Source organism: Polyangium sp. 6x1, from assembly GCF_029946515.1.
Lineage (GTDB): Bacteria > Myxococcota_A > Polyangia > Polyangiales > Polyangiaceae > Polyangium.
This window is the reverse complement of sequence record NZ_JARZHH010000003.1, coordinates 288,237-313,198: the sequence shown is the minus strand read 5'-3', so window position 1 is coordinate 313,198 and position 24,962 is coordinate 288,237. Positions and strand designations below refer to the sequence as shown.

Here is a 24,962-nt window from a genome sequence, read left to right as displayed (position 1 = left end):
AGCCGCTTGATGTAGTCCGCGTACACCTCGCCCGTCTCGCGCCGCACGATCGCCTTCATCGAGGCGTCCGCGCGGAGATACGTCGAGTCCACGCCCATGACTTTGCCCTGGAGAAGCCCGGAGCGATGGACGACCCCAAGCACGAAGGCGAACATCGCCTCGAAGACCTCACTGCCGAGACGCTTGCGCATCTTGGACAGCGTCGAATGATCGGGCACCGTTTCGCCGGGCAACAGCCCGAGGAACTCCCGCAGGGACAGCGAGTCCGAGCACCGCCATTCGAGCCCGCGCTCGGACTCGATCCCCTCGAAAAAACCGACCAGCAGCAGCCGGAAGTAAAGCCCCGGCGGGATCGACGGTCTGCCCGCCGTCCCGTCGGCCTCGAAATACTTCGCGCACGCCGCCTCCATGGTCCGGTCAAACCCGTTCTCGCGCAGAAGCTCGTTCAGCTTCTCGTAGAACCGGTGCCCCGGCGACCGCGGCAGCGAAGGCGCCGCCACCCAGAGCGACGCCTGCTTCTCTCGTCTTCGCCCCATCGACATGACGCGGACAAACCTACCATCGTCTCCAGTCCCTGTCGATCGTCCTTCGGGATAGGTCCACGGGCTGCTAAAGCGGATCGTCTTCGTACCTTTCATGCGATTGCAGCGCTTGCACAGCGTTTGCAGGTTGCCAGAATCGCTGCACACTTCGAAACCGGCAACTTGCCGTCCACCACCCCGACGGCCCGACCGAGCGCCGTGTCCTGGAGAGCAGCCAAGACTTACGGCGGCCCCTCGAGCGCGACTTCCTGCTCACCGTCCCCGACTCGCCCGAGCTCGATGCAGCGCTTCGAGCGCCTGACGCGATGGGAGTTTGTCGTTGCGCACGAGGTAAAACCTCGTTCCGACTCGCTGCACCAACGTTTGCCGCTCCGTTCATTTCGAAGCGACGTGGAGCCGGCATACGTCGTCAACCCCCCATTCGACGACTGGAAGGTCGAGCACCTGCCGTCATGGGCGTGGAGGTCCAGATCGTCCGCTTCGCCGACGACGCCCAGCCCGGCTGGGTCGAGTGTCACTTGCTCGACGCGCATGGCCGCCGCTGGGCCTTCCTCGAAAAGGTCCCCGTCGTCACCACGGCGCGCCTGGATCGGTGAAGCGACGGCGGAGAACGTCGATCTCACCCGAGGCCATCCTCCCCCCCCCTGTCGGTGCCTGTCCTACCCGCAGATTGGCCGGAGGAGAATCTTTCTTTGCGCGGACTCTGTTGTAAGAGAGGCCCCCGATAGGCTACTGTACGTTCCGTGGCGTCCGTCGGGCGCCTCGAAATACCGCCTGTATGCCTGCGTCGCCCTCCCTCGCCACGAAAGGCTCGTGACGCCTGTAGGACACCCTCGACGTCATAAGGGATCGGCGCGCTGGGCCTTGGGCTCGACGCGTTGCCTTGGAGCTCCCTATGCCCTCCCGTTCGATCACACAGCTCGCCACATCCCACGACGAGCCGGGAGGTTGAGCCATGCCGACGTCACCGGCACCGGATGCGGCGGCCCCTCCGGGGATGTGTCCTGGGATCGTGGTCCTGGGGGGCGGCGGGGGCAACGGCGATGGGGATGGGGACGGAAGCGGCGGCCGCGGGGGTGCGGACGGCGACGGCAAGGGGAACGGGAAGGGCGGGGAGGGCGACGGGAAGAGCTCCGGGACGTGCGGGGCTGGAGCCAACGGCGGTTGCACGAACTGCAAGAGCTCGCAGTCGCGCGGTGATCCGGTCGACGTGGTCACGGGCGAGGTTCACACGATTCCCAAGCTCGATTTCCGGCTGCCAGGCAGCTTCGATCTGGAGTTTTTGCGAAGCTTCTCGAACCACCGTCGCACGCGAGACATGGGTCTGGGCCTCGGATGGAACCACAGCCTTGCCTGGTCGCTCGACGTGGGCCGAAGGCACACGACGGTGCGCGCCGGCGACGGCCGCGTCGTCGAGCTGCCGCTGCTCGAGGTTGGCCAGGAAGCGATTCTCGGCGGGTGGGGGATCCGAAGGACGCAGCGGCTCTACATCGTTCGTCCTGGAAACGAGTTCATCCACTTCTTCGAGCCGGTGGCGCCGGGGTCGAGCCACCACAAGCTCGTCGGCGTAGCCTACCGGAATCGGGGGCTCATTTCGCTCCATTACGACCATCGGGGCCGGCTCGTCGAGATCACCGATACAGCCAAGCGCACCATCGTGTTCGCCTGGAATGCGGGCGGGCACATCGAGTCGATTCGCGCGCCCCAGCCGAGCGGTCCAACCCTCACCTTCGCGCGCTACGAGTATGACGATCGCCAGCGCCTCGTCGCTGCCATCGATGCCGACGGCCACGCCACGCGCTACGGCTACGACGAGGACGACCGCCTTCTTTGGCTCGAGTACCCGAGCGGCATCACCTTCCGCTTTCGTTACGGCCATGACGACCGCTGCGTGGAGACGTGGGGCGAGTACCCGGACGGGAAGGATCCCGCACTTGCGCCCGACGCCCCGGCCATGCTGCACGATGGCAAGCGGGCGAAGGGGATCTATCATTGCCGGTTCGAGTACGGCCACGGCTACAGTGAGGTCGTCGACTCGGTGCGGCTCCAGCGTTTCGAGGCAGGGCCCGACGGGCAAATTGCGAAGGCCGTCAGCGCGCGCGGCGGAGTGACGAGCCGCGAATTCGACGAAAGCGGCAACACCGTCGCGTTGACCGATCCGAACGCAGCAACCTGGGCGTGGCGCTACGATACGCTGGGCCTCGTCGTGGAGGAGTCCGATCCCGAGGGGCACGCGTTCCGCTTTGCGCGGGATGCTGGTGGACGTCCGTGCGAAATCGTCAATCCCGCGGGAGGCGTCACCACGATCCAACGCGACGCGTTCGGGGAAATGGTGCTCGTCAGAGATCCAGCCGGCGGGACCCTCCAGTTCACGCTCAACGACTCGGGATTGGTGACGAACGTCATCGATCAGCGTGGGGGCCAGCACCGGTTCGAGTACGATGCGCATCACAACTGCGTCGCCGTCACCTTCCCGAACGGCGCAACCTACCGATCTGCATACGACTGGTGGGGCCGGCTCGTGGCCGAGACAAACCCGATCGGCGCGCAGACCCGATACGAATACACGAACGCGGGCAAACTCGTCGGCGTCACGGATGCCCTCGGGAGGCGCACCACGCTCACCTACGATTCGATGGGAAATCTGTCGGCGCAGACCGAGCCTGACGGCACGACCACCCGCTGGGAGTACGCTGGCCTCGACTGGCTGTGTCGCGTCGAGTACCCCGATCGGACCGAGCTGCGAATGCAATACAACCGCGAGGGCTGGCTCACGCGGGTCGTCAACGAGCGCGGCGAGGAGCACGAGCTCGAGTACGAGCGGGGCGGCGCCGTCACCCTCGAGCGCGACTTCCACGGCACGGTCACCCGCTATGGGTACGATCTTCGCGGCGACCTCATCTGGGTCGATCGTGGTCGAGGCCGCCACGTGATCGAGCGCAGCGCCATTGGACAGATCGTCAAGGAGACTGCGCCCGACGACTCGGTGCAGGAGTTTCAGTACGATACGATGGGCGCACTCGTCGCCGCAACCAGGGGTGACGTCTCGTTCTCGTTCGTGCGCGACGTGCTTGGTCATGTCGTACGCGAAGAGCACCGCATCGGCGCGCGTCGGTATACGATCGACACGCAGCGCAACATCGCCGGCGATCGGATCGGGGTCCGCACGTCGCTTGGCCATCAGCTCGAGTTGCGGCGTGACGTGAACGGGCGCGTGCGCGAGCTCTCGGACCAGCAAGGGCGAGCCCTCGCCATCGATCTCAGCCCGCACGGGTACCCGGTGCGGCGTGAGCTCGCCGAGGGCGCGGAGTTGCTCGATACCTACGATGCCGAGGGTCGGCTCCAGCGGCGAAAGCTGGTCCCCGCAGGCGGCGCAGCAGCCCCGGCGCCCGGACAGCCCGCCTGGGTTGGCGCGCGATCGGATGCGATTGAGCGCTACTACGAATACACGCCGGTCGACGAGGTCCGAAGTGTATCGAGCAGCGACGGCAGCTCTGTCGAGTACGAGTATGATGTCCGAAGGAGGCTTCGCCGCCGACGTGACAACACCGGCGCGACCGAGCAATACCGCGTCGACGCGACCTCGAACTCCTACGAGGACGGGCCCAACGTGCCGGGTCGCCGGTACGGCAAGGGCAATCAGCTCCTCCAGCGAGGGAACGTCGAGTATCGATACGACGACCGCGGCCAGCTCGCCGAGAAGCGCGTCGATGGCCAGGTGTGGCGGTTCGAGTGGAATGCCTGGGGGCAACTCGCGGCGGTGGCTTGCCCGGATGGAAGGCGGCTGGAGTACGCCTACGACCCCTTCTCGAGGCGTATGGCCAAGCGCGTCCTTTCAGGAAAGGACGTGCTCAACGAGCAGCACTACGTCTGGGACCTGGCTTCGCTGCTGCACGAAGTGTCGGTGGATCGGTCGCCCAAGCCCGCGGCGCGCCGGACGTATCTGTACGAGGAAGAGCGCAGCGCTATGCCCGTCGGGCATCGCGATGACGATGACTCGTCGTGGGTCTATTACGTCCTCGATTTGACGGGCGTACCCTGCGAGCTGGTCAGCCCTTCTGGGAAGATCCTTGGCCGAATGGATCGGTCGACCTGGGGACGGATCGCGCCGCAACCCGGCTCGACGGCAACGACGAACGTCCGGTTCGCCGGGCAGCTCGAGGATGAGGAGACCGGCCTCTTCTACAATCGGTATCGTTACTACGATCCGGAGGCGGCGCGATACATCGGGCCCGACCCGGCAGGGATCGAGGCGGGGTTCAACCTGTATCGGTACGGGCCGAACCCGGTGGGATGGGCGGATCCCCTGGGATTGGTGACCGCGCCCCATACGATGACGGTGGACAAGCACCCGGGGTTCAAGTCCACGGATATGACGAGCGCGGCGAACCGACAAACAGGTACGTACGTATCAGGAAGCGGTCTGTGTCCGCCGGAGCTCAGTACGCTGACCGACCCCATTGGCGGAAAGGACGGCCCAGGACAACACACCGAGCAAAAATTCTGTCATGATTTGCTCGAGGCGCACGGAAAAGCGGGAAAAAACAAGAAGCGGGACCTGGGGCAGCCGTACACGCTGAACGGCAAATATCCTCCGTGCCCCAACTGCCACGCCGCGATGATGCGGACAGCGAAGGAAACCGGGTCCGACATCACCTACAACTGGGGAGGCAACTCGGTCACGTACAAGGGAGGCACGGGAGCTCCGACGAACGTGCAAGGGGCGAACGCGAACTCCCTCATGGGAGCCTACAGCGGCATTCAGTTGACCGATGGTGGGCGGAACAGGTCGGGCACGACGCCGGGTGAGTACTGGGGAGCCACGGGCATCTCCAGCGGCGCGCACACGACGTACGACAATATGATGAGGAGCGAAGGTCATACCACGTAGCAACATGCGCCAAGACGTCATGGACAAATGGTCGCGGCTCCGCGGCCGATACGGGTTCGCCACACGCATCCCCGCGCGCGTCGAGCAGCTTGCCTCGCCTGACCCCTTCACCCGATACGACGCGTGGGCGACGCTCGCCGACGTGCTGGTCGGCGAGGCCGCGTGGTTCAGCGCGAGCGGCCCCGCGCTCGGGATGATCCTCGATACCGTCGCCGATGCCCCTGAGCCCGATCTGCCGCTCCTGATTGCGGGTGAAGTCCTCGGCGGAGGGCGGCTCAGGTGGCTCTGGGGCGCCGAGCGTGTGGACCCTCCTCGGGACGTCTCGGAGCGCGCCCTCGATCACCGAGACAGCCTCGTCCGATGGCTCGCGGACGGCCGCGCGGGCGCAGGTGCCGCGATGGTGCTCGCGATGCTCGTTCCCGTCGACCCAACGCTGCGTCCGGTGCTCGAAGCGTGCGTCTTCTCCTCGGCGCCCCCAGGGGTGCGCGCGAGCGCCTTGCTTGGACTCTGTCGCGCCGGCGCTCCCGCACCCCCCTGGCTTTTGGCGCTCTCGGGGGATGCCGAACAGCCTACGCTCGTTCGTGGCGCGGCGTCCCTTGCCCGCGCGCGTCTCGAGGCGACGCCCCTCGCCACGCTGGCCGAGGGACTCGCGGCCTGGCTCGCCTGGGAGCCCGAAGGTGACGAGCGGCTGCCCTGGTTCGACATCGTGCGCACCGACCGGCCGCCCTTCGGGTTCGACGCGGGCTTGCCCGAGAGTCCTGCGCGGGCCGCCTGGGAAGTCAGCCGCCTCCGGGGGCCCGGAGGAACCGACGAGCTGGTGTGCGTCGTGAACGATCTCCTGCCGAAAACGGACAGCCCCGGGGTCGCGACCCAGGCGGCCCGGATCCTGGTCGAAGCCAAGGGTTGGACCCGGTATACGGCCGAGCAGATCGTCGACCCGACCGAGCTGCCCGGCCACGAGCAGGAGGCCATGCGGGCGCTCTCGCGCTGCGATCTCGCGCGGCCGGGGGGCGGATATGGACTGGCTCCTTCCGGCCCCTGCCGGCGTCGCTGGATGGGCCTCGAGCCGCCTGGCCCGCTGGAGCGGCCCCACCAGACCGCGGACGGACGAACGGTGCCTCTATGGCGCGCGTGGGGGGAGTGGCAGAATCATTCGGACGAGCCCATGCCCGAGGTGACGCTCTCGGCCCACGATCGCTGGGAAGCGTGGGTTCAAGGCATCGCATCGTATGATTTCTGGGTGCCCTCGATGGAGTTCGTGGAAGAGGAGCTCGCGCGCGTGCCTCACGACGACGAGCTGTTCGGGCGCATCGCGCGCCTGGCCGACGAATTCGCCGCTCGCGCACGAGCGGCGAAACGCTGTCGGGAGATCTGGTTGCTCAGAGGGGAAGCAGGTGCGCTCCTGCTCTTGCCGGTCGTGCGAGCCGGCCGGCCGATCGACCCGAGCTGGGATGACCTCGTTCCCGTTTGCATCGAGCCTCAAGGTCGGGAGATCTTGAGCGCGGTCCCGGCCCCGCGCCGCGAGGCCATTTTGCACCGTTTCGCAGCCGCACGTTAGGATCCAGCGGCGAATCGCGATTGCCCTAGCGGGCACAAAATCGAATCGCGGCAGACGGACGACGGTAGCGACGGCCCGGCAGCGCGCCCAAGACCTCCTCCTGGGAGACGAGCACGGGACCGAAGCCTCCGCTTCGGATGACGCCATCATCCCCGGCGCCGACGGCCCATTGCCCGATGTCGAGCTCGTCGAGACCAAAGCGCGAACGCAAGGCATCTTCGTACGAAGCGAGCGTGCCCATGTACCATTCGAACAGCCCGAGCACGAGCCGACTTCGACCCCCGTCACGCAGGCACCACTCGATCTCCGCCTCCGAGGGGAGGCGCAGCGCGAGATTCGACGCGAGCGTGACGGCAGGCGAGAAATCGGTCTCGACGAGATGTCTCCGTTCGGTCGCGCCGCGTGGAATTTCGATGGATCCCCTATCACGCGTGGACAAGAGGCGTCGCGCGACGAGAAAGGGAGCGACACGAACCCGGCGCGGTGGCCCGAGATCCTTGCGAATCGCGTCCGCGGCTTCTGCGATGTAGGCTGTCCAGTCCGCAAAGTAGCTCGCGGCCCTGAGGTCTTCTTCCGTCAACCCCATCTCGAATTCCCCACCGGGCACCGCGACGAAATCGAGCCCCGTCGGTCGATGCCTGAGGGGCAGGCTGTCTTCCGCCAGGGTAGGCGTGCCCGGCGACCAGTCCGAACCGAGGTGCTTGCAGAGCTCGTGGAGGGCTGCCTCCCGCTCGTGCAGCCCGCTGGCACAGAACACGTCGATATCGTCGAGCAGAGGTCCGCTAAATGCCATGGAGGTCATCGTGGTCTCGGCGGAGAGCGTAGCGCCACGTCGGTCCCCCGATCCAGCTCGTGCCGAACTCTCGCCCGCAACCGGAAGAACTCGGCCTGCGTGGCCCCCGTGGAGAGCTCGGCCCCGGTGATCGCCAGGGCACGGGACAGCGGGCGCAACGGTTCGTCGTCCACGGGGATCAGCGCGCGAAGTCTTTCCACGAGCTGTGCTCCCCCATCACCCAGCGCTCGCAGGCCCAGAAGCGCCGCCGCGGCGGTCCAATCGTCCTGCGCATCGAGCAGCAAGGTGAGCCACCTTTGCCGATCCTCGACGGGCCATGGTCCACGCGCGACGACGAGCGCAGCGGCCACCTGGAACCCGTGAACCCACCGGACCGGGTCTGACGCGGGCGGCAGATCCAGCGGGTGCGCCATGGCGTCGACGACGTGCTGCGCATCGCCGATGGAGAGCGCGAGCTCGCCCGCTCTCGCGACCCACGTCTTCCACTCGAACCGCTCCCGTGTCAGCGCACCCACGGCCTGGAGGACGCTGTCGGGAGGGCGATCGACGGCCGGGACCCCGCCATGCGGAGAAGGGCGCCAGAGAGGCCCGAACGCAGCAGGGCCGGCGTGTTCGACGAGCAGCCGCCCGCGGCGGCCCACCCGAGCGAGCGCCTGCGCGAACGACACGTGAGCCGAGGGGGCGAGCGGGCGGTCTGCTCGCACGCGGACCACCAGCTGCTTGTCTGCATCCGTCTCGGGAGCGCGTTCCAGGACGGATCGAACGACGGCCACCACCGGATCGACGGGATCACTCAACCGGCTCTCGTAGGCGGAGAGATCGGCCTCCAGCTTCCTGACACGCGCCTCCACCGCCGGGTCGGACAGGGAGCCGCACACCTTCGGGAGATCGCCGGCCTTACCGCCAAGCGCCTCCGCGTAAACAAGAGAGCTCCGGGCCCATTCCGACGACGCATCGAGCGCGAGGGCACGCTCGTAAGCCGCCGCTGCCTCCTCGGGCCGGCCATCGTCCAGGTAGGCGTCACCGAGATCGAGGTAGGTCGATGGCTCTGCCGGGCGCGCCGCGGCGGCTTGCTCCAGCGCACGCACCTGCTCCCCCCGACAACCGAGGTCGCGAAGAATGGCCGCGCGCTCGACGGCAAGCTCCCATCCGGCCTCGTCGCCCAGCAAGGCGAGGGCCTCGTCCGCTCGCCCGAGGACACGCAACACGCGCGCCTCGGCGACGATCAAAGCGCCATTCGCGGGGTGCTCCCTCCGCATCCGCCGTGCAATGCGGAGGGCCGCTTCGAGGTTCGTGCGCGCCCCCTCGCCGCACTCATCTACGATGCGGAGGCCGTCGGTCAGCGCCAAAAGGCCTCTGGCCACCGTCTCCGGGAGGACAGACCGCGCCCTCTTCGAAGGGTCGATCCACGCCACGGCCCACGGCAAGAACGGCGTCTCCGGACTGAACTCCACCGCGTCGAAGAGGTGCCGCAGCGCCTCTTCGACCCGCCCGAGCCGCGCGAGGACCCGCGCGCGCACCGCACACAACCCGAAGAAGGCCCCATCTTGCGGCAGTTGTACGAGCAGGAGGGGCCCCTTGGCCCTGCCCACGATCCGGTCGAGCAGATGGAGGTACGGCTCGTGCAGCGGCTTCAGGGCAATCGCGGCCGAGACCTGCTGGATCGCAAGCCGGAGGTCCTTCTGCTCGAGCGCCCAGCGAGCCGCCGCTGCGTAGTCGGCGTCGGTGGGGTTCTCGACGTACCCTTTTCCACCGGGCAGAGCACCGGATCCTTGCAGCAAGCGATCCATGAGGATCACGCTATCCGATCGGGGCCCGGCCAACCAGCTCTGGGCGATACGGGAGCTCGAGCAAAGTGAACGAGAACCCACGCGCCTCCCAGGTCGAGAATCGCTCGTACCAACTCTCCGCGTACACATAATCGTCGTACTGTCCTGACGAACCACCGTTCACTGGCCTCGCGCGAAGCTGCATCTGCCAGCGCTCGCGGGGCGGAAGCAGCAGGAGGACCTCCTCGTCCTCGCCGAGAGGAAACAGTGCATCTTCTGGCACGATCCCGGCGACGACGAGCAACGGGGGCAGGCCACGATTGTCCGGATGGAGCTCGAGGTCCCGCACGAGCCTCACGAGCGCACCGTTCGCGCGAAGAACCCCCTTCCGGATCTTCACCGGGTTCACGAGCGGGCCGAGCATGTCCGTCAGCTCGACGACGCGACGATGGGCCCGCACTTCGCCTGCGTATGTCGATTTCCCGCTCCCAGGTGGACCGACGAGCCACGTCAACCGTTTCATTTTAGAATTCTCCTTCGAGCGAGCCGACGAACGCCCCGTCCCGGGTGAGCTTGCACAGGGGATGACGTGGTGCGTTCGCGTGGGAGAACCGTGCGGATCTTGCGAGCCACGTCGATGCCCATACGCGCCGCCTCCGGCCCGATCGGTTCGGCTGCGACGCGTGCCAGGTGAGCGGGTGAAAAACGATGGCATCGCCCGGGTCGAGCCGAGCATGGTGGGCTTCGTACCGCGCAGGATCGATCGGCACCCCGGTGCTGCCCGACTGCGCGCCCCCCGTATGCAGATCGATGGCGGGACCGATTCCGGAATGGTGGCTTCCAATGGCGAGGGATAGCCCGCCTGAGAGTTCGTCCACGGGATCGAGCGGCGCCCATACGACGACGCCGCGCGGCTCGTCGACGGGCCAGAATGGATAGTCCTGATGCCAGGGGAACGGGCCCTGCTCGTCGCCCTTGTCCATGAGCACGTCCTGAAAGAGCACGGCCGGCTCGCCGAGCAGTGCTTCGACGGTCGGGCGCACATGCGCTGCGACGGCGCGCGTGGAGAGTGGCGGCGGGCGGCGATGCGGGTTCAGCCATTGATGCATCAGGCGCTCCATGCCGGGCGTGTTCGGCGGCGGGGGCGCGTGCGTGTAGAGGATCTCGGCGCTCGTGGGGATGGACGACCGTTCGTGATGGAAGAACGAATCGAGGAGGGACGTCACTGCGTCGACGTCGAGCAGCCGCTCCATCACGGCGAAGCCGTCACGCTCGATCATGACTTCAAGATGTTCTCGCGTGCGGTCTTCGAGGATCGGCAGACCACAGGAGAGACACCGAATTCCTTGAAGAATTGTTGCTGCATTCCCCTGTCCATCTGCCGGGGCGAACCGTTGTCGGTGATGATGAGGGCACGAACGTTTCCGGGGACGAAAAAGGCCGGGCCAAGGACCGGCGTGAGCTTCTGCTTGAGGACCCGGAGCGTGCGCCTGAGTTGCTCGACGGCGCGATCGAGGTGGCCTCCCTTGAGCTCCACGACCACGAGGCGGATCATGTGCTCTCCATCCGTCGTCCTCTTGATGAAGAGGAGGAAGAGATCAGCACGCGGCTCGTCATCTTCGATACCGAAGTACCCGCAGAAGCTCTCCCGAGGGCGACCATGGGGGTCTCTCGCCGGCAATCTGTCGTCGGTGCGGAAGAGCAGGATGGTCTCCCCTTCTTCAGGAGAAAGGGAAAACGTTTTGCCACGTTCCGTATGGCTCGACTGGCCTGGAAGAAGGGACCGGCAGAAAAGATAGCCGAGAGGTGCGTGCGTCATGGCGATTCCCTCCACGGTGATCGAGGCAGAATCTCCGAGGTATACAAACTCGACAAGTAGTCGCTCGTGCGACCGAACGTGTCCCAGTCGATGGAGGCCGACGGATCTTCCGCGGGAAAGATCGATTTCACGCGCACCGGGCTTGCATCATCCTCAGCCACGAAATCATATGCAGCCACATCCTCGGCACGCAGAAAACACGTTCGCGTGCCCAGCCTGAACTTCTTCGCCGCCTCGTCCTGATCCGCCTCGGAGAGCCTCCGCGCCCCTATCAGGTTATTCAGATGATCGACCACGTAAGGGCTGTGCGTCGTCATCACCACGCGGATCCCCTGGTTCACGAGGTGCGCGATGAGCTCCACCAGCGCGACCTGGCCCTCCGGATGCGCGTTCATCTCAGGCTCGTCGATGATCAGGGTATCCCCCGACCGCGCCGCGTACCGGAGATAAACCTCGAGCCCCACGAGCGATCGGACCATGGAGGACGCTGCATGCATCGGCAAGGAAGGTCCACTCCGCGGCGAGAACATGAGCCGCTCTCCTGCGCCGGAGGACAGGAAATCGGTCGAGCCCCCGAGGATACGGTCGTCCAGATACCCGATCGCCGAGGGCATCGCCGGCGCCACGCCCTTGCGCCATTGGCCTTCCGCGGATCGCAGGAAGGTCACGTACGACGACACGGGCGTGCTCAGAGAGTCGCTGGTTTGCCCCAGCGCCTCCATTTCCCTGTACGTGCTGGCGAGAGCCTTCCGCTCCGCGGGCAGGAGCAACAACGAGCCCATCGACGAGAAGCGCTGCGCGAGCGCGCGCAGAAAAACTTTCGCCCGCTTGCGGAGCTCTTCACCGTCGCCGCCGAGCTGTACGGATATCGTGGCGATCTCGTCTTTCTCCGCTCTCCACTGCATGCGCAGGTTTCGCTGCACATACCCGAGGAGCATCGCGACGGTCGCATCGCGCTCGCGAAACTCGGCGGCGCTCACCTCGAGCGTGGCGCTCGCCTCCCGCGAGAGCTCTCCCTCGAGGTGCAAAAGCTTGCGAAGGTGCTCGGAGACCAGCGTGAACTCCGTCGGCTCGTCGACACCTTCGAGCAGCGCGCGGCGCGACACTTCGAGCTCCACGGTGCCAACGTCTCCCTCCTTCGGCAGTCCGTCGATCGCTCGCTCGATGTTGGCGAAGACCTGCTTCCGGACGGCTTCCGTCTGAATTTTGATGAGCGTCGCGCCCATGGATCGCAGGCCCACGACGGCCGGTGAGCGCCACGTCAGGTGACGCAGGAGACCGTAGAGCGCGTAGGCCACCCACGTCTTGTTCGTATTGTTCTTCCCCACGAACACCGTGAGAGGACGAATGTCGAGCGCAGCATCCTCGATCCGTCCCAGGTTCCTGACGCGGAGCTTCATCGCGGGGCATGGTAACCGATGCGCGGGCCGGGATACACTCCGCCTCGTATGAACGCTTCGATTCCCCGCCAACCCTCGCGTCGGTTCGTCCTGGCCGCCGTGGGCAGCGCGGGCGGGCTCTCCGCGGACATCGAGACAGCATGCGTCGAGCTGGGCCGGCGGGCCATCGAGGTCGGTTTCCGCGTCGTCACCGGCGGGCTCGGCGGCGTCATGGAGGCCGTTTCGCGCGGCGCCCACTCGTCGTCCGCCTGGCGGGAGGGCGACGTGCTCGGCGTCCTTCCCGCCTACGATCGCGACGCAGCCAATCCCTACGTCGACATCGTCGTGCCTACCGGGATGCAGATCGGCCGCAACGTCGTCGTCGTGGCCATGTCCGACGTCGTGGTGGCCATCGGCGGAGGCGCCGGGACGTTGAGCGAGATCGCGATCGCGTGGCAGCTCGGCAAGCCCATCATCAGCCTCGCCGGGTCCGGTGGCTGGTCGCAGCGGCTCGCGGGCGAGTGCATCGACGCGCGGCGACGAGACACCGTGCACGCCGCCGAAGACGCGGAGCAGGCCATCACGCTTGCCCTCGAGCTCGCGTCCCATCGGAGGCCCGAGCCCAGGGACATCGCCAGCGGCTCGAAGGGCAACCCATGAAGCTCCTCGTCACGGTCGGGTACTTCGACGCATCGGGCGAAGGGCGGCTCGTCGAGGTCGATCTCGAGCGTCGCACGCAGCGAACGCGGCTCGCGCACGTCCCGCAGGCGCCGCTCCACGTGCCGGAGAAGGGTTTTACCGGCGCAGCGTGGAGCGGCGCGCCCGGGACCTCGACGCTCTTCGTCTGTGGTGCCTCTGCCGTGTTCGGGGTGAACCCACGCGAATGGTCCATCACGAGCACCTGGCACCAGCCCTGCATGAACGATCTGCACCACGTCACCGTGGCGGAGGATCGCGTCTACGTCGTCAACACGGGGCTCGAGTCGATCGACGTCTTCTCGCTGGAGGGGAGCTTCCTCGGCAGCCACGCCCTTCATCCGGGGTGGCTTTCGGCCGCGCGGCAGAATGGTTTTTCCCCTGCTCGCGACGCGCTTCTCACGCTCCGTGACGCGCGCTTTCCGCCTCGCGCGGAGGCCCCCGCAGCAGACGAGGGGAAGGGCGACGGCTATTACACGTCACGTGGGTCCGAGGTCAACCTGCCGTTCACGCGCAGGAAGGTGCGCGACTACGTGCATCCGAACCACGTGACGGTGCATGGCTCCCAGCTCCTCGTCACGCGATTCCTCGATCGCGCGGTCGACGACGTGACCACGTTTCGCCGGGTGATCGAAGGCACGCCCGGTCTGCCGCACGACGGGCTCGTGCACGGGGATCGCTTCTGGATCACTTGCGTGAACGGCCTCGTCCTGGCCTACGCGATCGAGGATGGCCGCGTCACGGGTCGCGAGGTCGAGCGGATCGATGTCTTCGCCACCGGGCACACGGGCTGGTGCCGCGGGCTCGCCGTCACGGGTGAGCACATCGCCGTCGGGCTGACCGGGATCCGACGCATGCCTCGGTATCGCTGGTGTGATCGTCCCATCGAGACGACGGAGACGTCGGTGCTCCTGATCGATCGCGCGACGAGGCAGCTCGTGTCACGCGTGGGGCTCGACGACCCGGGGAGACACCCGAAGATCTTCAGCCTCCTTCCCCTTGGAACAGCGGGAGCAAGCGCCGGCGGAACCAGCCTGGATCGTTCGTCGGGATGAGCCGCGGGAGAGCGAGCGGATCGTCGTCGCGTGTCGCGAACCGCGAGCCGAGGGCGAGGCCGATCGAAAACCCCGCGGCCTTCGCGAGGGCCTCGGTGCGCGGGCAGGTCGCGCCGTCGGGATAGGCGAGGATGCAGGCGTCGGGCAGGCCGTGATCGGCGAAAAAAGCGCGCGAGCGCCTCATCTGTTCAGCCGCCTCGCATTCAGGCAGCCGCGGCAGGTGCACGTGACGCTCCCCATGCGATCCAAGCAAGAAGCCTTCGCGCGCAAGAGAACGGAGGTCGTCGACATCGAGGACTCGCGGGATCGCAGGCAGCACCTCGACGCCGAGCGCCCGGTGGAGTCGGACCAGCATGTCCTTTTGCTCATTGGTTTGCGCTCCAACGAACGCGCGTTTTTCCGGGCCCTCGACGAGGCGCGCGCGGTCCTCATCGAGGTCGAGATCGAACGACCACGGATCACGCGTGAAGCCCTCGAGCATCCCACGCCGCACGGTGGCGGCTCCGATCGCTGCGTACCAGTGATCGACGGGGAAACCGCGAACCACGCCCGACGCGACGGCGGTCGTGACGCAGAGCAGAGCCCGCACGCCGCGCGCCTGTAGCTCCGGCGCGGCCAACTCGAGCACGTCGGCGTATCCGTCGTCGAACGTGAGGATCACGCCCGGACGTGGTGGCGCGGCCCCTTGGTTCAACCACGCCAAGAGCGTCTCGGGGGGGAGGATCGCGTCGCGTCGTACGAGCTCGTCCAGGAGGTCGCGGAAACGGTCGAGCGCGAGCGCCGTTTGGCGCACGAAATAGGGTTCGTCGGAGCCCTCGCGGCGCGAAGCGGGCAAGACCCGGTGGAAACAAAGAATGGCGATCCGAGCGGGCTCATGCACGCCGCACCTCGAACCCCTCGATGAACAGCGCGTCGAGGCGCCCTGCTGAGAGCAGTGCGATCGCCTCTTCCGGCCTCCCCACGAGCGGCTCTCCTGGGCCATTGAGAGACGTGTTGACGAGCGCCGCCGTGCCCGTGATCGCACCGAACGTTTCGAGAAGCCTCGCGAGCTCCGGAGGGCTCTCAGCGTCGACGATTTGCAGGCGCGAAGTCCCGTCGCGGTGAAGCCCCTCGTTGAATCGCGCCTGATGGTCGGAGTGAGCCTTCGCGCTCCGCAGCATGTACGGGCACACAGGGCCGGTGAACGCCTCGCGGCGGACGCACTCATCCACGAGGAGCGCCACAGGCCGGAACGGCTCGCGCCCCTTGATGCGGTTGATCCGATCCCGCATGCCCGCGACGAACGGGCTGGCGAGAAGGCTGCGCGCGCCGAGCGCTCGTGGGCCGGTCTCCTCGCGCCCGGAGACCCATCCGAGGATCTCTCCACGCGCAAGCGCCTCCGCCGCGGGTCGCGCAACGTCGTCGTGCCGGACGGACGTCAGTCCGTTGGAGGACCAAAGAACTCTCTCCACCGCCTCGGGGCCGAACGTGCGCCCCAGGTAGGGATCGAATCGACCGATTCCCGTCGGCATCGAGAGCGGCCGGCCGGCGAGCGCGAGCGCGGCGCCGAGGGAGAGGCCGTCGTCCCCGGCCGCGGGTTGCACGAAGAGCTCGTCCACGATGCCCGCGTCGAGGAGACGGCTGTTCGACAGGACGTTCAGCGCCACGCCTCCTGCGAGGCAGAGTCGCCGCGATCCGGCTTCACGTACCGCGGCTCTCGCGAGGTGCTCCACGACGATCTCGGTCCACGCTTGCACGCTCGCGGCGAGGTCCGCATGCGCGTCTCGCATGGGCTCGGAAGCCTGCCGGGGCGGGACGTCGAACGCACTGCAGAAGAAGGCTGCTTTGCGATCGGCGCGGCGAAAGGAGGGCCCCTCGTTCGGACGCTCGCCGGGCGCCGTGAACGTGAACGTGCCGTCGTCGCAGAGCGCCGTCCAGCCGAGCAGCGCATCGAGAAAACGCGGACGTCCGTATGCAGCGAGCGCCATCACCTTCCCCGCGGCGCCGAAATGCGGATATCCGCACGCGATCGACAGCGCATGCCAGGTGCGCCCGATCGAGCTCGCCGAGGGCTGACGCGTCGACATTCGTAGCTCCGCGCCCGCGCCACGCGCGAGGGCCGCTGACGCGGCGTCACCCTTGCCATCGATGCTGAGCACGGCCGCGTGCTCGAAGCCCGACGCGAAGTAGGCCGAGGCGAGGTGGCACCGATGGTGCTCGACGACTTCGAGGTGCGCCCCCCAGAAACGTCGCTTCAAGAAGGCCCGGAGCCCCGCTGCCGCGGGATCCTCGTAGCGCTCCTGGTCCGCCCACGCGATGACGTCGACGTCGGAGAGGTCCCATCCCGTCGCCGCGAGGAGCAGCGCGAGCTCCTCGGGCGAACGCAGGCCGGCGAAACGTCGTCGCGAAACACGTTCCCATTCGAGGTGGCCGACGAGGGTATCGCCTCGAACGAGCGTCACCGCCCCATCGTGATCGAAGCCGCCGATGCCGAGGATCGTGCTCATGGCGCGGGTTTCACGAGACCATCCATCCTATACCCATCCGCTCCCGTTCGTGTAACCTCCTCTACTGCGGTGAGCCACCAGGGATTGCAAGGAGCGAACGTGGCGGAGGCGTTCGATGTGGCCGAGCGTGAGCGCTGGCTCGATCTCGTGCGCGCGTGGATCTCGGCACGGCCCACGGCGAGCCATCCGCCTGGCCTCGCGCGCGTGCGCGAGGCCATCGCCCTGCGCCTCGAAGCCCTCGGGTTCGACGTGCGCGTCCACGGCAGCGGCGAGGCCGCGCCGATCCTCCTGGCCGTGCGAAAGCCGGAGGTGGGGGCGCGGTACGTCGGCCTTTTTGCACATTACGACGTCGAGGAGGCGGGCGACGGGTGGTCGAGCGAGCCTTTCGAGGTTCACGTCCGGGGCGAGCGCGCCTTCGGTCGCGGCGTCGGCGACAACCTCGGCCCCTTGTCGCTCCGCCTGCTCGCGCTCGAGCGGCTCGTTCGATGGACAGGAGCTCGCCAAAGCTTACCTGGGCTCGTGTGGGTCCTCCAGGGTGAAGAGGAGATTGGTTCGCCTTGGGCGCACGCGCTGTTTCCCACGCTCGATCTTCCCGCGGTCGAGCTCTGGATCGAGGAGACGGGTTACTTCGAGGAGGATGGCACGCAGCGCCTGCTCGCCCGTCGCATTCCGCCGCGCCTCGCGCCCGTCCTGGAGACCATCGCGTCCCTCGCGCGCGCCGAGGCACGTGAGATTCGCGTGCTCGATCGGTATCTCAACAAGGCGTTCGGCGAGAGCCGCTGCCCCTGCCTCGCGCACCTCGTGAAAGACGCACCTTACCTGGCCATCGGTCCGAACGACACGCGCGCGCGTATCCACGCGCCGAACGAGTCGTTGCCGCTCGGCACGCTGCCGCTCGCGAGCGCACAGTTCATCGGCGTGCTCCACGAGGTGGCGCGATGCGGGTAGCGGAGGATCCGGATCTATCCAGCTTCGTCTCGCGCGCCGAGGCGACGGCGTTTTGCGACCGCCTCGGTATCCGTTTCGAACGTCCGGATCTGGAGACGCTCCGCTCGCTGCTCAGGGGGCTTCTAGGACGCGTCCCTTTCCACAACCTTCACATGCTCGCGCGGTACGGGCGCGCGCCGACTCGGAGCGAGATCCTCGAAGACATGCGGCGAGGGCACGGCGGCCCTTGCAACGTGATGAATCCGTTCCTCGCGGCGCTCCTCACAGAGCTCGGCTACGACGTCGCATTGCACAGCGGCACGATGCAGCAGCCGGATTGCCACATCGCGCTCTCCGTCCGGATCTCGGGACGAACCTTTTGGCTCGACGCCGGCAACGGCCATCCCTACCTCGAGCCCGTGGCCGTCGGCGACGAGGCGCCCAGGTTTTTCGCGGGATTGACGTTCCGCCTCGCTTCACGCGGGCCGGAGGGGTACGCCGTGGAGCACAAGGCGCCCGGCTCCGATGGTTGGACCACCAGCTACACGTTTTCCCTCGCCCCGCGGCCCTTGGGTTTCTTCGCGACGATGATCGAAGAGCACCACAGGAAGCCGGGGTTCGGTCCCTTCCTCACGGGGCTCCGCCTCATTCGATTCCCGGACGGAGCACTCACTGCCATTCGTGACGATATCCTCCTGACCGGGCGCACGGAGATCCGGAGAATGCGCCTACCCGATTGCCGCGCGCTGAAGGACGCCGTGGCCGAACATTTCGGAGATCTCGCTTTGCCCCTCGACGAGGCGCTCGCCGCGCTCGAACGCGCAGGGCGCCCCCTCTTCGCCTCGTCTTCCACGAGAACAGCCCGATGACCGAAGCATTCGCCCCGCATGATCCTCTCGCGCGTGAGTACTTCGAAGAGCACGGCCACGTCGTCCTCCGGCCGCAGTTCTCCGCGGGGGAGCGCCGGACCCTGCGGTCGGCGCTCGACTCCTTGCTGACGAGATTCGCGGCCGAGCAGAGGCTCGCGCTCGACGCGTACCTCACGAACATCTCGCAATGGCGTGACATCTGGCGGATGGACGAGGCGTTCCGCGCCACGCTGCGTGACGAGCGGCTCTGGTCGACGGCCGCCATGTTCATGGGGCGGTCCGGGGCGCGTCTGCTCCACGATCACGTCATCATGAAACCCGTCCACGCGAGCGGGACCGTCCCGTGGCACCAGGACTATCCATACTGGCCCGTGGACACGGCCGATGGGCTCTCATTGTGGTGCCCGCTCGAGGACGTCGGACCGGAGGGAGGTTGCCTGGAGGTCGTCGACGGCTCGCACCGCTTCGGAGAGAGCCCGCCGGCGGACTTCCTGGCCGACGACGGCAAAGCCTTCGACGCGCGCCCCGATCGCGTGCGCTTGCCTGTCGCCGCGGGCAGCATCGTGGTGCTGCACAGCCTCACGTGGCACCGCACCGGCCCGAACCTCGACACGGGCGACCGGCCTGCATACATTTCCCTGTGGTTGCCGCCGGACGCACGTTATGCGCCCGAGCACTCGGAGTGGCACCCGGTGAACGAGCACGTCACGGTGAACCCTGGCGAGATCCTCAACGACGACTGGTTTCCCCGGTTCGGCGAGCTCGACATCCGCTCGGACGGGCCGCGCGCGCTGGCCCATACCGGTCCTATGCCAACCGAGGGATTGTCGATGTTCAATGCCTCGGCCATGATCGCCGGGCAGCTCCGTCGAATCCTCGCGCAGAGCGGCCGCGCGCCGGAGGCCGCCGGCGGGATTGGCCGGCTCCTCTCCCAAGACGGCGCTCGGGACGCCATCGTGCGCGAAACCCTCGCGTGCGGCATCATCGTCCCGGAGGACGAGGGCGAGCTGCGGAGTGCCATCGAAAAGCTCCAGATCGCGAGCGAGGCGTACCGGCTGCACCGCGCACGGAACGTCTACAATGGCGCGTACGTCGCGTGGTGGAAGATCGCCGGCGCTGCGTGGGACGCGCGGCTGCGCGCGAAGGCAAACCCGCCGGAGAATGCATGAGCGAGCGGCTCGTCGTCGCCATCATCGCCGATACGACATTTCCAGACATGGCCGCCCGGCTGCTCGGCGATATCCGAAAGCTGGCGGATCTGGATCCCGGCTTCGCGTCCATCGACGTCCTCGTGCTCGAGAACCCGTCGAGCGAGCCCGATCCCGGAGCGACCCTCGCTCTCTCCGTGGCGGGCCCTCGTCTCCACCTCATTTCTCGTTCCTCGCAGGAGCGTGATATCGAGCACGGTCGCTTTGGTCGCCTACGGATCGAGCCGGGCCGATGGCCCATCGCGACCGCCCGGACACTCGTGCAACGTCATGCCTTCGACCACGTGAGGGGTACGGGCGCCTCGGTATGGATCGTCGACGAGGACCTTCGGCTCTCGCCATCGTTCGAGGCCATGGCTCGGGGCGAACCGAGCCTCTCCGAGCGTATACGTCGCCTGCGCGATCGTGGGGTCGATGTCGCCATCGGGCCCGTGCTCGGCGCTCCACCGCTCCCTGCGCGGAGCACGGTGCGCGTCAATCTGGAGGACCTTCGGCGGCACCTCGACGTGGTCGCCGAGCTCGAGCCGAAGGCGCCGTGGCCGGATTGGTCCGCCGAGAACGCACGCGTGCGGCGAGCCTTCCCGGAATATTATTACGACCTGACGCGGGCCCACGAAGATGCCGGCGCGCACGCGATGTGGATCGAGCGCGCTCATCCGGGGGAGCCCGTGCATGCGGCCTTTGCCAGGCTCGCAGAGGCCGTGGGTGGTCTGCTCGACGGTATCCCGAGCACGCGCGCGCTCCCCGAGCGCCCTCTGCTCGATTCCGGCCCGGCCCTTCTCGCGCGAGGGGGAAACACGCTCGTGCTCCGCGCCTCGCTGCTCGACACGATTCCGAACGTCGCCCCTCGCCTCGGGGGGCGCGTGTGCAGGCGCTCCGATATGCTCTGGGCACGCCTCTGCGCGACCCTCGAAGGCGCGCGCTTCGCATTCGCGCCGATCTTGACGTTCCAAGACCGAAGTGGCCCCGGTCGATCGAGTTTCGATTTCGACAAACTCCTCGACGACGTGCGAGGCTCCGCGCTCGTGAGCACGCTCGACGACTTGATCGAACACGGCGCGCTTCCCGGGCGCGCCCCACTTCCAGAGAGCAAACTGGCCCGCGCGCTTCGCGTCTATGTGACCCGGGTGCAGGAACGGCTCGACGCCATCCACGGCTCCGAAGTCCGCGTGCGGGCCCTGCTCGACGACGCCACCGGCGTGCTGCGCGAGCGGCCAGGTTTCTTGCGGCATCCGTCGCATGCAGCGACCGTCGAACGATTGCTCGAGCAGCTCACGAGTCTCCGCGCAGCCTATGAAAGCCCCATCGAGCCTTTCGTTCCGTTCGTCGAGCTCGCCGACGTGGAGCAGTTTTTCCAGGGACTCGACGAGGAGATTCGAGCCTTCGGCGCGCGTCAGGGGCATGCGCGCGACGTCACCGGAACTTCGCAGCTGCCGTCTTCATCTCGCCTGCCTCCACGGTGACGCTGGGCGTGGTTGTAGAACCGCTCGAGTGATCTTCCCACCCTCCCTCGCCACCCCTACCGCTCAGCCGGACCCCTGCGCGCCGGCAGGCCCGCCAGAGCGGGTGCCTGCCTGCACGCGCGGCCGTCCCTTGCACGCTCGCTACGGAACGCTCCCCTGTGCCCCTTGTTGGCTCGTAGCTGGCGCAGAAGCCGCTTCCGTCGCGGATGTGGCGGCGTCCTGATTCTTCTTCTCCTCTGCCGAACCAGAAACCGCTCCCGGCGCTCCTGCAACCGCGCCCGTGGCTCCATCGACATTCATGAGCATCTGCGTTCCCGGCCCGCCGCCGAGTACGACGACCTTCGAGTTTTGCGACTTCGCCAGCTCCAATTGCGATTTCGCGAGCTCCAGCGACGCCTCGATGGTGCGCCACTTGAGCATCTCCGGAGATACCTTGCTCGCAATGAGATTGTAATCACGAATCCCTGCAGCCTCGGTCCGTCTACGCTCGGCTTCTTTCTCTTCCCTCTCCAGCCTGAAGCGATACTCGAGCATGAGCTGCTCCTGCTTGTACTTGTCCGCGATCGCGCTCTGGACGATCTCGGGTAGCTCGATATCGACGAGCTTGAGCTCGTAGACCTGCACGTAGGGACGCGCTCCCCCACTATCATCGGGGCGCCCGAGCGACGATATCTTGCTGAGCTCCTGGAGGACGTCACGTACGCTCGTGTAGATCTCGTGCGCCGTCCGGTTGCCGAAGGTGCGCCGGACGTGGGACTCGACCTCCGGCCGGATCAACCTCTCGAAGTAATCGACGCCGATGTCCTGGTGCAGATACCCGAGCATTTCCTTGTTCGCCTGGTATCGTACGGAGACCTCCACCGGAAGGTTGAGCCCCTCCTCGCTGAGCACGTCGAATTTCAGCTTTTGCTGCTGCATTCGCGTCTCGTAGACGGTGAGCTCGTCCCAGGGTGGGATCACGTTGAGTCCCTCGCCCCAGATACGATCCGTCACCGTCCCACCGAGGAAAAAACGATACATGACGGCGCTGCTCCCCGACGGCACGCGGATGAAGATCCGCGGCCAGAGGAAGCCGGCCAGGAACAGGAGGACGACCAGCGTCGTGTAGAGGGTGAACCGGGCCTTCCGGAGCCACCTCGCGAGCCGCTCCCGGAAGGGTGGCGTCTTCGCCTCGCCACTCGAAGATCCATTTTGCATCTCTTCATCCGCTTCCGGCTTGCTCATGGGCGGCTCTCACGATGGGCTCGTCAGGACTGCTTGGTCGCCGTGGAGTCCTCTTTGGACTTCTGCACGTCCGCGACGTACTCTTTGGCCTTCTCGAATTCCTGCTTGAAGTGGCTGCGCACCTTGTGAGGTTCGAAATCGAGCAGCGTGCCGCCTGTCTCGAAATGCATGACGAAGACCTTGCCGAGCGCCTGGGTGAACGCGCCCGAGATGACGGGAATCGTGACGATGCCGAATGCGGTGCCCACGAACGGAATGAGCTTCCCCAGGCTGGCTCCGATCACGGCGCCGGCGCCGACGCCGAGGACGCCCGAAAGAAGCGAGCCAATGAGCTTCTTGGCGATGTCCTCCCGGAAGCTCAGCTCATAAAGTTCCGAGAGCTCGGCGAGCATTTTCACCTGGATGCCCGTGATCGCGACCATGTCGACGATGGGCACGGGAACGAGCCCGGCGCCGAGCGCCCACAGCACGTTGCGCCGAATGATGGCCTCCCCGCGGCCCACGCGCGAAACGGGCTCAGGGGGCTTCGGCGCGGCGCTGCCCTTGGACTTCTCCTCGGATTTCGGCTCGGCGTTCGGCGGGACCTTGGCTTCGGCCTTCGGCTCGCCCTCGGACGCGCTCGTCGCCTCCTCTTTCACCTCGATGCGAGGTTCGTCCGTCTTCTTCTCCGTCGACTGCTTGGATTGCTCGGTTTCGGTCGCCATGATTCTCCTCCGTTCACACGTTGAACAATGAGCGGGAGTCAGTGTCTCCCCGTCGCGTCCCGCCAGGCGCGAACGAGATCGGCCACGAACTTGCCGTCGAGGCGCGGCGCCTCGACGAACGGCGTGTCGATCTCCACGCCATAACGTCGAAACTTGAAGAAAGGATTCTCGGAGTCCTCGATGCTCCGGAGCTTCAATTCGGGGGTCGCCGGCCGGAACCCCAGCTTGACGGCAAGCTTCTGCATCTCCGGGCTACGTAGATAGCTGATCCACTTCTCGGCAGCCGCGCGCTGCTCGGCGGTGATTTGGCCGTCATCGAAAACGACCACGGGATGCTCGTTCACGAGCGTCGGCTGCGGATACACGACCCGCAGCTCCTCCATCACGTCGGCGTTTGTATCGAACCGCTGAAGAATCTCGAAAACGAGCTGCTCCTGCGTAACCACGGCGTCGTATCGGCTCGCGCCCAGGTCGAAGATGGCGTCGGTCAAGAGGGGCGCCGTCGGCGTGGGGGGCGGCGCGCCCGCTTCGCATCGCTTGAGCCAGCGCTGGAAAGGCTCTCGCCGCTCCTCGAACGAGCGAGCAAAATCCGCCTCGGCGGGGTCGCCCCGCACGACCACACCCTCTTTCGCGGGTTGCCCGACTGCCTCCTTGATGCGCTCCTTGAGCGCGGCCGGCCTGTCGTTCGGAGGCAATGCGTAATCGTAGGCCATGAGGTAAAGCGCCGCGAGCCCCTCCGCCGAGCGCGTCGGCGACGGGTGCACGAGCTTCGCCCTTCCCCACCGCTTCATTTCGTCGGCCGTCGGAAACGGCGCGATATAGGCTCGTTTGGTCGTCTTCTCGAGCCGCCGAGCCGCCGGCCGTGGTTGCGGGAGCGCAGCCGGTACGACGGAGCCGTACCAATCGCTCCACGTCCCCGGCACCATGTCTTCGAGGGCCATCTCCTCGAGATTCTGCGGGTCCCGCGGCACCCCCGGGCACATCGCGTCCATCCACAGCCCCTCGCCGTTCTTGTTTTTTTCGAGGATGGCTTCGAGGACCTCGAGCCGATCTTCCCATATCAGGACCACGAGCGGCGAGCGAGCGAGCGAAACCTGCTTCGTGATGTCGAACGGTGATCGGCCGCGGCTCTCCCTCCAGCGTCCATCGAGGTAACGAAGGACGAGATCGTCCGCCGGCGACCAGATCGTCGGTTTCACCTCACCCTTCAGCATGGCGTCGGCGGCCTCGATGCCGCCCTCCGCAATCGCCTTGATCTGGATCTTCGGGCATGCCTTCGCGAACCGAGTCGCAGCCTCGTCGATCCAGGCCCGCTTGTCGCTGCTGTACACCATCTCGACGATGACGGAGCTTCCGTCGGGCGGCGCCGGTCCGCAAAGCTCACTCCCGGCCCCGCTCGCGAGCTGTACATCCACGAGCCGTGTGGGCTTTGGAAGCTCGTACACGAGCCTGCCACCTCGCGCAAAAAACGCAGCGAAGAGGGCGAGCAGCCCCGAGGAGATCACGATGTCTCGAATGGTGAGCCCGAGGGTCGTTTTTCTCGAGCGACGTTCGTCGCGCTTTCGATTCGCAGCCACAC

Annotated in this window: 21 protein-coding genes; 9 read left to right on the top strand and 12 right to left on the bottom strand. The window is 66.8% G+C overall.

Going from position 1 to position 24,962, the window contains the following annotated elements; all coding sequences use genetic code 11:
* Nucleotides 1-542: transposase (locus QHF85_RS06205; RefSeq protein WP_281326130.1), on the bottom strand; the 542-nt coding region annotated here is incomplete at its 3' end.
* Between the two features lie 452 nt (nt 543-994).
* On the opposite strand from QHF85_RS06205, the gene QHF85_RS06200 reads away from it, so the two are divergent.
* The 3 genes from QHF85_RS06200 to QHF85_RS06190 all read left to right on the top strand — a co-directional run bounded on the left by QHF85_RS06200 (nt 995) and on the right by QHF85_RS06190 (nt 6,991).
* A complete protein-coding gene (locus tag QHF85_RS06200) occupies nt 995-1,138 on the top strand; it encodes a hypothetical protein (RefSeq protein ID WP_281326129.1) in 144 nt (47 codons plus the stop codon).
* Nucleotides 1,139-1,497: 359 nt separating this feature from the next.
* On the top strand, nt 1,498-5,433 hold the full coding sequence (locus QHF85_RS06195) for an RHS repeat-associated core domain-containing protein (protein WP_281326128.1): 3,936 nt from the start codon (nt 1,498-1,500) through the stop codon (nt 5,431-5,433).
* Nucleotides 5,434-5,437: 4 nt separating this feature from the next.
* Nucleotides 5,438-6,991 (top strand): hypothetical protein, encoded by a 1,554-nt coding sequence (locus QHF85_RS06190; protein WP_281326127.1) that lies wholly within the window; start codon nt 5,438-5,440, stop codon nt 6,989-6,991.
* Between the two features lie 25 nt (nt 6,992-7,016).
* Here the strand turns inward: QHF85_RS06190 and QHF85_RS06185 are convergent, their stop codons facing one another.
* From QHF85_RS06185 to QHF85_RS06160, 6 genes are read right to left on the bottom strand one after another with little or no spacing between them, the layout of a single operon-like run.
* Nucleotides 7,017-7,784 (bottom strand): hypothetical protein, encoded by a 768-nt coding sequence (locus QHF85_RS06185; RefSeq protein WP_281326126.1) that lies wholly within the window; start codon nt 7,782-7,784, stop codon nt 7,017-7,019.
* 5 nt (nt 7,785-7,789) lie between these two features.
* Nucleotides 7,790-9,574 carry a tetratricopeptide repeat protein gene (locus tag QHF85_RS06180; RefSeq protein ID WP_281326125.1) on the bottom strand — a complete coding sequence of 595 codons (1,785 nt, stop codon included), beginning with the start codon at nt 9,572-9,574 and terminating at the stop codon, nt 7,790-7,792.
* A 10-nt stretch (nt 9,575-9,584) separates the two neighbouring features.
* Entirely contained in the window at nt 9,585-10,076 is a 492-nt protein-coding gene (locus QHF85_RS06175) for a hypothetical protein (RefSeq protein ID WP_281326124.1), read from the bottom strand.
* Nucleotide 10,077: 1 nt separating this feature from the next.
* Nucleotides 10,078-10,833, bottom strand: a complete 756-nt coding sequence (locus QHF85_RS06170; RefSeq protein WP_281326123.1) for a phytanoyl-CoA dioxygenase family protein — start codon at nt 10,831-10,833, stop codon at nt 10,078-10,080.
* The gene (locus QHF85_RS06165; protein ID WP_281326122.1) at nt 10,830-11,372 is read right to left on the bottom strand and encodes a hypothetical protein; all 543 of its coding nucleotides are present in this window, start codon (nt 11,370-11,372) and stop codon (nt 10,830-10,832) included. The genes QHF85_RS06170 and QHF85_RS06165 overlap by 4 nt, the downstream gene beginning before the upstream one ends.
* Nucleotides 11,369-12,772, bottom strand: a complete 1,404-nt coding sequence (locus QHF85_RS06160) for an AAA family ATPase (RefSeq protein ID WP_281326121.1) — start codon at nt 12,770-12,772, stop codon at nt 11,369-11,371. Before QHF85_RS06160 ends, QHF85_RS06165 begins: the two co-directional genes overlap by 4 nt.
* A gap of 48 nt (nt 12,773-12,820) precedes the next feature.
* Here QHF85_RS06160 and QHF85_RS06155 point away from each other — a divergent pair, with 48 nt between their 5' ends.
* Together QHF85_RS06155 and QHF85_RS06150 are read left to right on the top strand one after the other, a co-directional pair.
* Complete coding sequence (locus QHF85_RS06155; RefSeq protein ID WP_281326120.1) at nt 12,821-13,411, top strand: TIGR00725 family protein; 591 nt, start codon at nt 12,821-12,823, stop codon at nt 13,409-13,411.
* Nucleotides 13,408-14,502 (top strand): hypothetical protein, encoded by a 1,095-nt coding sequence (locus QHF85_RS06150; protein WP_281326119.1) that lies wholly within the window; start codon nt 13,408-13,410, stop codon nt 14,500-14,502. Before QHF85_RS06155 ends, QHF85_RS06150 begins: the two co-directional genes overlap by 4 nt.
* On the opposite strand, the gene QHF85_RS06145 is transcribed toward QHF85_RS06150, so the two are convergent.
* Complete coding sequence (locus tag QHF85_RS06145; protein WP_281326118.1) at nt 14,432-15,382, bottom strand: polysaccharide deacetylase family protein; 951 nt, start codon at nt 15,380-15,382, stop codon at nt 14,432-14,434. The two genes, QHF85_RS06150 and QHF85_RS06145, sit on opposite strands and share 71 nt — an antisense overlap.
* Complete coding sequence (locus QHF85_RS06140) at nt 15,375-16,988, bottom strand: carbamoyltransferase C-terminal domain-containing protein (protein ID WP_281326117.1); 1,614 nt, start codon at nt 16,986-16,988, stop codon at nt 15,375-15,377. The genes QHF85_RS06145 and QHF85_RS06140 overlap by 8 nt, the downstream gene beginning before the upstream one ends.
* Before the next feature lie 99 nt (nt 16,989-17,087).
* Between QHF85_RS06140 and QHF85_RS06135 the strand changes: the two genes are divergently transcribed.
* From QHF85_RS06135 to QHF85_RS06120, 4 genes are read left to right on the top strand one after another with little or no spacing between them, the layout of a single operon-like run.
* Nucleotides 17,088-17,936 carry a M20/M25/M40 family metallo-hydrolase gene (locus QHF85_RS06135; RefSeq protein WP_281326116.1) on the top strand — a complete coding sequence of 283 codons (849 nt, stop codon included), beginning with the start codon at nt 17,088-17,090 and terminating at the stop codon, nt 17,934-17,936.
* The gene (locus QHF85_RS06130; RefSeq protein WP_281326115.1) at nt 17,927-18,784 is read left to right on the top strand and encodes an arylamine N-acetyltransferase; all 858 of its coding nucleotides are present in this window, start codon (nt 17,927-17,929) and stop codon (nt 18,782-18,784) included. Before QHF85_RS06135 ends, QHF85_RS06130 begins: the two co-directional genes overlap by 10 nt.
* Nucleotides 18,781-19,953 (top strand): phytanoyl-CoA dioxygenase family protein, encoded by a 1,173-nt coding sequence (locus QHF85_RS06125; protein ID WP_281326114.1) that lies wholly within the window; start codon nt 18,781-18,783, stop codon nt 19,951-19,953. The genes QHF85_RS06130 and QHF85_RS06125 overlap by 4 nt, the downstream gene beginning before the upstream one ends.
* A complete protein-coding gene (locus QHF85_RS06120) occupies nt 19,950-21,455 on the top strand; it encodes a hypothetical protein (RefSeq protein WP_281326113.1) in 1,506 nt (501 codons plus the stop codon). Before QHF85_RS06125 ends, QHF85_RS06120 begins: the two co-directional genes overlap by 4 nt.
* Nucleotides 21,456-21,596: 141 nt before the next feature.
* Here the strand turns inward: QHF85_RS06120 and QHF85_RS06115 are convergent, their stop codons facing one another.
* The 3 genes from QHF85_RS06115 to QHF85_RS06105 are packed head-to-tail and all read right to left on the bottom strand — an operon-like array spanning nt 21,597 to nt 24,960.
* Nucleotides 21,597-22,679: a prohibitin family protein gene (locus tag QHF85_RS06115; protein WP_281326112.1), complete on the bottom strand. Its 1,083-nt coding sequence runs from the start codon at nt 22,677-22,679 to the stop codon at nt 21,597-21,599.
* A 23-nt stretch (nt 22,680-22,702) separates the two neighbouring features.
* The gene (locus QHF85_RS06110) at nt 22,703-23,383 is read right to left on the bottom strand and encodes a DUF697 domain-containing protein (RefSeq protein ID WP_281326111.1); all 681 of its coding nucleotides are present in this window, start codon (nt 23,381-23,383) and stop codon (nt 22,703-22,705) included.
* Between the two features lie 38 nt (nt 23,384-23,421).
* Nucleotides 23,422-24,960: a substrate-binding domain-containing protein gene (locus tag QHF85_RS06105; RefSeq protein ID WP_281326110.1), complete on the bottom strand. Its 1,539-nt coding sequence runs from the start codon at nt 24,958-24,960 to the stop codon at nt 23,422-23,424.
* Nucleotides 24,961-24,962 lie beyond the last annotated feature (2 nt).